This is a genomic window from Acinetobacter sp. YH01019 (assembly GCF_013420285.1).
GTDB lineage: Bacteria > Pseudomonadota > Gammaproteobacteria > Pseudomonadales > Moraxellaceae > Acinetobacter > Acinetobacter gandensis.
Map to the genome: position 1 here is coordinate 43,728 of NZ_VOYM01000016.1, position 10,808 is coordinate 54,535.

Here is a 10,808-nt window from a genome sequence, read left to right on the forward strand (position 1 = left end):
TTGCGATTTTTATTGGCACATAGTTTGAAGGAGAAACAGTGCTGATGATTGGCGCCTACGCCGTCCATCAACACATACTTCATTTTCCAATGTTGATTGCGGTGGCGATACTAGGCAGTTTTATTGGTGATCAGTTTTATTATCAAATGGGCGCTCGCTATGGGCAAAAACTTATCCAATTGAATGCGGAATTTGCACAAAAATTTGATCGTGCGAGCCAGTTTATAGAACGTTATCCTATTTTGTCCATTTTATTTATGCGTTTTGCTTGGGGTTTTAGAACCATTTTACCTATTGCTGTAGGTGTGCGTGCTTATTCTTCCGTGTGCTCTATACGGTGTTGAAGTGGTGGCGTAAGCATCATCAACATTGATAAAGTGCAAGTGGTTGATCTGATAAAGTCGTCAAAACATAATTAAAAGATTTAAAGGGATATTTAGTGAGAGCAATATGGGCTTAGGTTATGGTGCAGGTGCGGGAGGTTTCCTTATTATTTGCTTTGCGATTTTGGTGCTATTTATCGTCATTGCGATTTGGTTGAGTTGGAATAATTGGTATAAAAAGCAAAAAAATCGACCATATAAAGTAAATGCGGCACTTAAAATTGGTTTATCTGGCGTATTGTTTTTTCCTTTATTTGTTGCAGTAACGCTTGGATTGTTCGTGATTTCAGATCTTAGTTCTGACTATGCAGAGTGGCAGCATCAAAAGAAAATTTATATACAGTTGCAGGAACCCTTAAACTTTGGAGAGGTTGTACTGCCTGAAGGCACGTGGATTAACCGATCATTTGAAACCGACTACTCTCTTGAACAGATGACTGATATTCGTCAAGGTTTAACATCAGCTCGCTTCCCACAACCTGTTCAATTGGCTGGATTTGATGTGATTGCTTTTGAGCTTCATCGTCATTTATTGCTTGAGTTGGTACATGATCAAACCGTTATGATGAATAACCAAAAAGAAATTTGTCCGGCAGGATGGCTGCTTGAGTTAAGTGGAGCAGATTATCCGTCCACTGCACAACTTTATAGTTTGAATTTTGATTGGTTTACACCAAGTCGATGGCATCCTATAAACTGTTTTGATGGCGAAGGAATTGTTGTATTAAAGTCAAAAAATTACCTATGAAAAAGCCTGCATTATTGCAGGCTTTTTGTTCACTATTTATAAAACTCAGCGACAATCATTAGAAAATTATTAAATGTAATAACTGGTTTTGGTCATTAGCTTAGAAATACCTGTCATCGCAATGCGGACAGGAGTAGGTAAGTCTACGCCACCTGCATTGAGCGCTGTATCACGGTGATGAAGTTCATCTTCATTCATCTGCACTAAAATTTTACGTGAACGATCATCTTGCTCTGGCAATTGTCGAATATGGTCTTCTAAATGCAGACTCACTTGGCGCTCAGTTTCAGCGACAAAACCTAAGCTGTATTTATCACCGGCAATACCCGCCAATGCGCCCATTCCAAAAGAAAGGCCGTACCAAACAGGGTTGAGCAGGCTAGTATGGCTGTCTAATTCTTTTAAGCGGTCTTCACACCATGCTAGATGGTCTTGTTCTTCAATCGCTGCTTGTTCCATTTCGCGGCGTACATTCGGTAGTTTTGCTGTCAGTGCTTGCCCATGATAGAGCGCTTGTGCACATACTTCACCACTATGATTGACCCGCATTAAACCTGCAACATGACGCGCTTCACTCACTGCTAATTGTGTTTCTTCAATATTGGCAGGGTTTTCTCGATGTGCGGCAGTCGCCCCAGGTACTAAACTACGTAAGGCTTGGTCAAAGGAATGAATAAGTTTGTCGACACCAGTAAATTGACGCATGGATTAATCCTCCAGAGAGACTTGCGAAGTTTTAAGCAAGGGTTTAATGCGAATAAGTAACCAAATACAAAAGATCGCACTCAGTACCGCAGTTATGCAGAAAAGTATTTTAATATCAATCTTTAATATGCTCAGAATGATAATAGAAAATATAGCAGAAGATACCATGAAAACGGCATTTAAAATGTTGTTTGCTGCAACTACACGGGCACGATGTGAGCGAGGTGAATAGGCTTGCATCATGGCATACAGTGGAACAATGTAAAAACCACCGCTAATCCCCAATAAAGTCACTGCGATCATTACATGGTAATAGCTCCACCCTTGGTGAAATACTTCCGATAAGGTAATAAGTGGGCCGGTATGAGTAGGTACAAAACTTAGACTCACTGCTAAGTACAGTGCGAAAATGGTTAAGCCAACGGCACCAATCGGCACCATTTTAATATTTACCTGACTACCGCCAATCTTACGACAAAGTAATGAACCAACACCGACACCGACAGAAAAGAAAGTCAGTAATAAACTCACGACATTTTCTGATGCATGTAGGTTTTGCTGTGTCATTTGTGGAATTTGGGTGAGGTAGGTTGCACCATAAAACCAATACCAAGAGTTCCCCAATAAAATGGTAAAAATCAGCGGCAAACTTTTGGCATATTTCATGGTTTGATAACTGGTACGGAAAAAGTTCCAGTCAATTTTTAAATCTGGAGTAGTGACATTTTGTTTAAGAATAAAACGACTCGATAAATAGCCTAAGACAGCAATGGTGAGAACCGTCAGACTTATCCACGTTAAATTGCCATGTGATGATGCAATGACGGCACCACCCAAGATCATCCCGAATAAAATGGCCATAGATGTGCCAGATTGGAACAAGGCATTACCCGACATCAATTCATTGGGTTTTAAAATTTCTGGTAAGATCGCGTATTTAATCGGACCAAAGAAAGTTGAGTGCGTCCCCATCATGAACAATGCCAGCAAAAGTAACCACAAATGACCTGTGATGAAGCCAATACTTCCGATCAGCATAATGATAATTTCTAATATTTTGATTCCACGAACAAGTTGTGAACGTTCAAACTTATCGGCGATCTGACCTGCTGTCGCTGAAAAAATAAAGTAGGGTAAAATGAATAATAAAGCAGCCAAATTGTTGAGCGTACTAATTGGCAGCGCCTGTTGTTGGATCAAGCCATAAGTGATGACTAAAAGCAGCGCCTGTTTGTACACATTGTCATTGAGTGCCCCAAAAAATTGGGTCAAAAACATAGGTAGGAAACGGCGTGTACCTAACAGATGTTCATTCTTGTTCATAAGCGTCTTGCTACATTAAGTTTTATTAAGAAATGTGAGTGATTGGTAAAATCTCTAAAAAAATCATGTAATATGTTTTTGAGTTTGGAGATGACGAAAAACCAATAGATATAAGATCTTGAGCTCACCGATTGGTTGATTTAGTCCATTACATAATGAAATTTGTTAGAGTTTGCTATGCCTGCAAAAATCACGTTTAAAAAAACAATGCTTCACCACAGTATGGCACACTGCATACGACAGCATCATAGCAATAAAAGCCTGTACATGAGCATCTTTTTAAGCTTGTGTGCTCAGCAGAGTTTCGCCCAAACGCAACAAAACACAACTGAGCTGACAGACACAAAAGCAGAGATTGTCTCTGAAATCAAGAACGAGGCTGTAAAGCAGGGTATTTCTACACCTGAAGCCATCGAAAAAATTGAAAGTATGCATGAGCCTGAAGAGACGGTCGACAGCATGAAAATGTTGCAAGAACAGCAACAGAACTCTACACCAATTGAAGCCTTTAAGCCGATTGAGTTTGAAGATTTAGAAAACTTGCCCGTAACACCTGTTGATCAAAACATGGCAAATGAAATCTTTCAGGTTGCAGAAGAAGCAAAACGTCAGGCACAAGAATATCGTTCGACTCAGCAAACTGAAGTGATAGTTGCTGATATTACTCAAAAAGAACTTTTAGAGATCAACCAAGCACCAGTCAACATTGATCAATTGATGGGCGAAATACGTTCGGATAAAGAAATTGTGGCGACTCGAAATGAAGAGGCCAATACTTTAAATGAATTGAATAATGCTGAACCTGAAGATGATGCAGAGCCAGGGATTTTTAAACGACTCTTGTATAAGATTCGTCCACCAAGACAGCTCAATACAGCAAAGGTTGAACGCATTAGTGCTGATGTTGAAATTACATCGGCACATAATACCAGTCAAACAACCAGCAAAGCTTATGGTGCTGCGCTTGAAGATTTAAAAGCGAACATCAAGGGTAAATTATCGAGTTTCACGCAAGAGTCGTTTAGCGATTTTCCGTCTGCCTTGCCACAGCTACGTAGTTTATCCAATCAAGCTGCGCAGGCCGTGGGTTTTTATCAAGCTGAATTTAAGTTTGAAAAAGTCTCAAACGGTAAAGTGCGCGTATTAGTCACACCCAATGCTCCAGTTCAAATTGCTGAGCAAAATATCGAATTTAGTGGGCCTGGCGCTAATCAAGCACAATTTCAGGTGATTGGTGTATTACCAGATCAGGAAGTAGGTGACATTCTTAATCATGGGGATTATGAACTCACCAAAAGTCGAATTAATGAAGCGGCAACCAATAACGGCTATTTTGATTCATATTGGCGTTTGCACGATGTAAAAGTTGCGCAGCCACAAAATACTGCTGATATCAATATGCGCTTTGAAACGGGTGAGCGCTATAAACTCGGTGGTGTAGAATTCCGCATGAGTGACCCTTCAAAAGAATTTCCACTCGATCCTGATATTTTAGAAAGCTTAGTCACATGGAAAGATGGTGCGGATTATACCTTTTGGCGTGTGAATGGTTTGGCCAATAATTTGACTAACTCACGGTATTTTAACTATACCTTGGTTGATGCAATACGTCCTGATCCTATTGAAAAACCTTTAGAATTACCACCAGATATTCAAGCTTTAGTCGATCAAAACAAGTTGTCTGAAAGTTCATTACAGGTACAAGATAAAAAAGAAGTTGCTTCGAATCAGGAAGTCACTCAAAAAGTCTTTGATGAAGATCAATTTACTGGGGTGAATGATCTAGATCAATCTTCTAAATTACGTTCTTTGCAAGACACTCAAGATGCTAAACAAGCTGAGCAGGAACGTTTACAAGCTCAAGCGCGTGAAGAAAAGAAAGTGCCTGTCATTGTGACTTTAAATGCAGATAAGTTAAATAGTGCTGAAATTGGTGCGGGTTTTGGTACGGATACGGGTGTGCGTGTGCGTGGTCAATATCGTCGTGCTATTGTCAATAAACGTGGGCATTCTTTTGATGCCAACATGGAAGTATCTAAAATTCGTCAATCGATTGATGGTCGTTACAACATTCCATATAACCATCCGCTGAACGACTATATTAGTTTAGTCGGTGGTTATGAGCGTGAAGAACGTGATGATGTCGGTCAAGGTGTGAATTTATTAATTGAATCTGCGGTAGCGGGTGCAGACCGTATTATTAAAAATCCACGAGGAAGTTGGCAGCATGCCTTTGGTTTGCGTTATCGTTTAGACCGAATTACGAATGATGGACTCAATCCAGCAGATGATATTCCTGATGCATTCTTGGTAAATACCAATAATGAACAGCAATCACTTTTAGTTGGTTATGAAATTTCGCGTACTGATTCGGATAAACGTGTCAATCCAAGTAAAGGGATTAAGCAGACCTATAAAGTTGAACTAGGTAGCGAAAAGTTACTTTCCGATGCTGATATGGCCATTTTAAATGCAGGTTGGCGCTTTATTTATTCTCTTGGGGAGAACGATAATCATCAGTTCGTTGGGCGTAGTGATTTAGGTTATATTTTGACTGAAGATTTTGCCAAAGTACCTTATAACTTGCGTTATTTTACTGGTGGTGACCAGACCATTCGTGGTTTTGACTATAAGAGTCTCGCTGCGGAAGAAAATGGCTATAAAATTGGTGGTCAAGTCCTTGCAACGGGTTCGCTTGAATATAACTATCAGTTTAAAGAAGGTTGGCGCGCTGCAGTATTTAGTGACTTTGGTAATGCTTACGATAAAGAATTTAATACGCCAACCGCATATAGTGCTGGTATTGGTATCCGTTGGGCATCACCAATCGGTCCAATTCGTTTAGATGTGGCAACCGGTCTTTCAGATGACAGTAAACCGATTCGATTACATTTCTTTATTGGCTCACAATTATAATTTTTAGGTGATTTGGGTTTTTTATGGCTGAACACGAACAGCAGGAACAAGAAAACGAAGCGCCGGTAGAACAACTACCGAAGAAGCGCCGTATCTTCAGAAGTGTCATGTTGACCTTCGTGTTTGTGCTTATTTTTTTGGTGGCTGCATTGGCAGTCATGTTCTCTACGGATAAAGGCAGTAAGTTTCTGCTGGATCGTGTTCTCGAACGTCAAAAAATTATTCATTATGAATATGAGGGCGGTAACTTATTGCGCGGAATTATTCTGCGTAATGTATTGGTTACACTGAAACCGGTGGATGTCAAAATTGATCGTGCTGATATTACATTAGGTTGGCGTGCGATTATTAATAAAGAAATTCACCTCAATAGTGCCGATGTCAAAAATCTGCAAATCATTACCAAAACACCGCCAAGTGATAAACCCTTTGCATTTAGTGAAATTCGACTGCCTTTTGTACTTCGTGTAGATCATGCTGATCTTGATCACATGTTGATTAAAACGCATAGTTCAGGTGTCGATTTTTACGATATAGAACTCAATGAAGCATTGTGGTCAGGTACTGAGCTGAAATTTAAAGATACCCGTATGGATATGGGCTATTTATCTGTTCGTAATGCCTCGGGAAATATGAAATTTGAAGGCAAGTATCCTTTGGATGCTGTGGCTACTGTAAACCTACCGTCTTTACGTGAAAGCCTTAATATTCATGATATTCAAGTGGTTGCTAAAGGTTCTCTAGATACGATTCAAGCGGGTGTGGCAACACATACGCCAGACTTGCTGACGGGTTGGGCTGTGGTTCATCCGATGCGTCAACATGTACCAATGTTTGGGGCACTCAAATTTAGAAATTACCATTTACCTTTACTCACTGATCAAAAGCTATTTGCTAAAAATGGTGTGGCGAAATTTAAGGGCGATATTGAGCGCTTAGATTTAAATCTAGATACAGATTTAAGTGGTGCCAATATTCCGGAAGGTAAATACACGGCAATCATGCATACCGACTTAGTCAATCAATTGGATATTACCAATTTAAATGGCCAAGTCATGGGTGGTGCAGTCAATGTTGGCGGTGTGGTGAGCTGGAAAGATCATGTTACTTGGGATATGCAGGGTCGTTTAGATAAAATTAATCCGAAAGACAAATTGATTCCGCAAGTGATTCAGGATTTTTTACCTGTTAGCCTCGATAGCGCGATTGCTTCAAAAGGTACACTTGAAAAAGGTATGCATCTGACTGCTTTGGTGGATTTTGATAAGTATGAAACGTGGAATGTAAAACTCGATCAAAATCCTGAAAAAAATAATAAAGCTCAACCAATGCAACTGGATGTGTCATGGAAAAATATTGATCGTGCTGTACCTTATGTGGGCTGGTTAAGCAGTGCTTCGGGTAATGTGCAATTGGCTTTAACCGAAGGTCAGCAAAATATTAATGTTGCAACATCAGTATCGCGTCATGACAAGGGTCTGCTCCCTGCAGGTCAGTACCAAGCCAAACTGAATTTAAAAAATAATAACTTAAATGTGCCCGCATTTACCTACGTGGCAAATCAAGGCAAATTATCTGGTAATGCGGTAGTGGAATTGCCAGATGAAAAACGTTTATTAAAATGGCAAGCCAATTTGCAAGCACAGCAATTTAACCCACAAAGTATTGCTGAAGCTGCGCCAGTCGATCAGGTGACTGGTTCGTTAAAGGCCAGTGGTTATGCAAAACCAAATCAGCAAATCATTCAATTAAAAGATATTAATTTGTTAGGGCGTTTAGCGCAGCAAAAAGAAACTGTGCAGTTAACCGGTAACTCAACGGCAGCCTTGACCTTCCATGATGAAAAGCATGGCGGTGGCTTCAAGGCTTTTGCGGTGAACTATGATGGTGGTCTAAACGCGAGTCAACTTGAGGCAAGTAAAGGCAGTTTAAACTTTAAGGTTTCAGGCACACCTACGCTCATTAATATTACCGAGCTGCGTCATAATGGTATTGCAGGCAAGATTGCAGCCAACGGTAAGGTAAGCTTACAAAATGCCATAGGTTGGAATATCAATGCATCATTGGTGCATTTCAAACCCCATTATTTTGCTTCAAATGTACGTGGTGAGCTTTCTGGTAATTTAAAAACCAGTGGTGTTTGGTCAGATGCATTAAAGCGTATTCAAGTCGAGCGTTTGAATTTGGCAGGGATGATTAATAACAAACCTGTACGTGGTCAAGGTAACTTGGCAATGGTGATTAATTCAAACCAATCTGGCTTTATGCCGAAGCAATTTGAAGCGAATAATTTGCTTTTGGCCTACGCCAATAACCAAATTCAAGCCTCAGGTAATGCTCAAAATCTACAACTTAAAATTAATGCTCCTGCACTTTATGAAATCTATGCGGGATTACGTGGTCGTGCATATGGTTATCTCAATGTTCAAGCGCAACCGCGACTACAAGCATCTGCCAATATTGCTGTAGACGACTTTGCATTTAATAATTTATTTAGCGTTAAGAAAATGCGTGTTCAGGGGCAGTTACCAACCTCGGCAACTACACCAAGTTTACTAACTGCAACCATGGACAATTTACGTAGTAATAACCGTGAGATTGTGAAAGGACAAATTTCACTTGCAGGTACACGGAATGCACATTTGTTAAAAATTAGTGCTGAAAATAAATTGTCGCGTTTCTACGTACAGTTAGCGGGTGGTTTTAACGCACAAAATAATTGGTTAGGGCAAATCCAAAAAGGTGATTTTGACTCGTTACGGACACGTTTGGTTCAGCGTCAAAACGCTTCAATTATTTATAACACGGCACAATCAGATTTATTTGTTGGTGCACATTGTTGGATGAGTCAGCAAAGTGAATTATGTTTTGATCAGCCAATTCGTGTAAATAAAAAGCGCGGTAATGTTTCGTTTGTGACCAAAAACCTTGACCTGAATGACTTTGCTGCATTTATGCCTGAAGGTCTTGCCATCACAGGTAAGGTGAATGGTTATGCAAAAGCATCATGGGCACAAGGTGCTAAACCGAAAATTGATGCACGCTTAGTGACACGTGATGGTTTGTTAGGGCTGTCTGCGGAAGACCCTCAATATTTAGCATCGACTTTGAAATATGATGAAGTGGGTTTAATTGCAAAAAGTGTTGCGGATGGTTTACAAATTCGCCTAGACACCAAAGCACCTGATATTGGCACAGGCTATGCCAATATTATTATTGATCCGTATAAAGCCAATAAACCAATTCGTGGTGAAGTGGCTTTTAATCAGGTTCAATTAAAAATTTTAAAACCATTCATTCAAGATGTACGTTCGATGGGCGGTACATTATCTTATGCTGCTAAAATTAATGGAACATTGAGTCAGCCATTGATGGATGGTGAAATTCGAGTGAAAAACGGCTCAATCAGTATGATTTCGTTGCCTGTGAACTTGACCAATATCCAGTTGTATTCTGCAGTACAACAAAACCATGCCACAATTGATGGTGCATTTAACAGTGGTCGCGGTGTTGGTAAATTAACGGGTGATATTGACTGGAAAAATGAGCCTCGGATTCAGTTGAATTTAAGTGGTTCGGATTTGTTGGTTCGCCAAGCACCATTAATCACTGCTGTTGTTACGCCTGATTTATCATTAGATGTTTTGCCAATGAGCAAGAAACTTACACTTAAAGGTAAAGTCGATGTGCCACGCGCATTGATTTCTATGCCTGAAGCTACAGCGAGTGTTGTAGGTGTGTCTTCTGATGTACGTATTGTTAATGAAGGTGATGACCAATTGGCAATCCTGAAATCCGCTCGTCCATGGGATATTCGTGCTGATGTTCAGGTCAATATTGGTAATCAGGTAATCTTCCAAGGTTTTGATAGCCGTATTCCACTCATTGGTCGCTTGAATTTAACTCAGCGTGGCCTGGAAACAGCCATGCGTGCCAATGGTGCAATTGGTGTTTCGCAGCGTGTAAAAATTGAAGCATATGGACAAAGTCTTGATCTTAATCGTGCGATTGCACGTTTTAATGGGCCTTTGGCTAATCCTACGCTGGATATTGATGCTAATAAATCGGTGCAAGGCAGCACGGTTGGTGTACGCGTGACTGGCACGGCTTCGAGTCCTGCTATTCAAGTGTATAACGATGCTGGCTTGTCTGAGCAAGAGGCTTTAAATGCGTTAATTACAGGTCGTATTAATGAAGGTAGTTCAGGTTTGAGCCAAGCCGAAGGGTTCCGTTCTGATGTAAACAATACCATTGCTGCAGCCGGTATCAGTATGGGCTTGGGTGGTACACGTGCTTTGACCAATCAAATTGGTCGTACTTTTGGTCTAAGTGGCCTAGCGTTAGATGCACAAGGAACAGGGGATGATACTCAAGTTTCGGTGACGGGTTATATCACGCCTGACTTGTTTATTCGTTACGGTGTAGGTGTATTTACGCCAGTAAACAAATTGACTTTACGTTACCAAATGAACCAACGCTTGTACTTAGAAGCGAGTCAATCTTTAGAGCGTGCAATCGATTTATTCTACAATTGGCGTTTCTAATTTAGAAATATAAGCAATAAAAAAACGCAATCCTCGGATTGCGTTTTTTTATATTTGAGCATGTATATTAGACCTCTTGCGAAAGTAAAAACTGCCTCAATATAGATTTCATGAAATATCAGAAATTAAATCGTTTTTCAGATTCTGAATTCCAGCGCTTGGTTGGTGTACCTCGAGCAGTTTTTAGTG

General features: G+C 40.2%; 6 protein-coding genes. 4 read left to right on the forward strand and 2 right to left on the reverse strand.

All coding sequences use genetic code 11. The annotated features are described in order from the left end of the window. Positions 1-44: 44 nt before the first annotated feature. Entirely contained in the window at positions 45-344 is a 300-nt protein-coding gene (locus tag FTT84_RS06160) for a VTT domain-containing protein (protein WP_180080470.1), read from the forward strand. 106 nt (positions 345-450) lie between these two features. Then, a complete protein-coding gene (locus FTT84_RS06165) occupies positions 451-1,131 on the forward strand; it encodes a hypothetical protein (protein ID WP_180056557.1) in 681 nt (226 codons plus the stop codon). Between the two features lie 69 nt (positions 1,132-1,200). On the opposite strand, the gene coq7 is transcribed toward FTT84_RS06165, so the two are convergent. Next, positions 1,201-1,836 (reverse strand): 2-polyprenyl-3-methyl-6-methoxy-1,4-benzoquinone monooxygenase, encoded by a 636-nt coding sequence (coq7, locus tag FTT84_RS06170; RefSeq protein ID WP_067767236.1) that lies wholly within the window; start codon positions 1,834-1,836, stop codon positions 1,201-1,203. A gap of 3 nt (positions 1,837-1,839) precedes the next feature. Continuing rightward, positions 1,840-3,159, reverse strand: a complete 1,320-nt coding sequence (locus tag FTT84_RS06175; RefSeq protein WP_180080473.1) for an MFS transporter — start codon at positions 3,157-3,159, stop codon at positions 1,840-1,842. 177 nt (positions 3,160-3,336) lie between these two features. On the opposite strand from FTT84_RS06175, the gene FTT84_RS06180 reads away from it, so the two are divergent. Both FTT84_RS06180 and FTT84_RS06185 read left to right on the forward strand, forming a co-directional pair. Continuing rightward, positions 3,337-6,075: an autotransporter assembly complex family protein gene (locus tag FTT84_RS06180; RefSeq protein ID WP_180080476.1), complete on the forward strand. Its 2,739-nt coding sequence runs from the start codon at positions 3,337-3,339 to the stop codon at positions 6,073-6,075. Between the two features lie 23 nt (positions 6,076-6,098). Further along, the gene (locus FTT84_RS06185) at positions 6,099-10,619 is read left to right on the forward strand and encodes a translocation/assembly module TamB domain-containing protein (RefSeq protein ID WP_180080479.1); all 4,521 of its coding nucleotides are present in this window, start codon (positions 6,099-6,101) and stop codon (positions 10,617-10,619) included. Positions 10,620-10,808 lie beyond the last annotated feature (189 nt).

What these genes read in the sequence shown, in the direction of transcription:
- FTT84_RS06160 (WP_180080470.1), top strand. Translation starts at nt 45, where the DNA reads ATGATTGGCGCCTACGCCGTCCATCAACACATACTTCATTTTCCAATG.
- FTT84_RS06165 (WP_180056557.1), top strand. Translation starts at nt 451, where the DNA reads ATGGGCTTAGGTTATGGTGCAGGTGCGGGAGGTTTCCTTATTATTTGC.
- coq7 (WP_067767236.1), bottom strand. Translation starts at nt 1,836, where the DNA reads ATGCGTCAATTTACTGGTGTCGACAAACTTATTCATTCCTTTGACCAA.
- FTT84_RS06175 (WP_180080473.1), bottom strand. Translation starts at nt 3,159, where the DNA reads ATGAACAAGAATGAACATCTGTTAGGTACACGCCGTTTCCTACCTATG.
- FTT84_RS06180 (WP_180080476.1), top strand. Translation starts at nt 3,337, where the DNA reads ATGCCTGCAAAAATCACGTTTAAAAAAACAATGCTTCACCACAGTATG.
- FTT84_RS06185 (WP_180080479.1), top strand. Translation starts at nt 6,099, where the DNA reads ATGGCTGAACACGAACAGCAGGAACAAGAAAACGAAGCGCCGGTAGAA.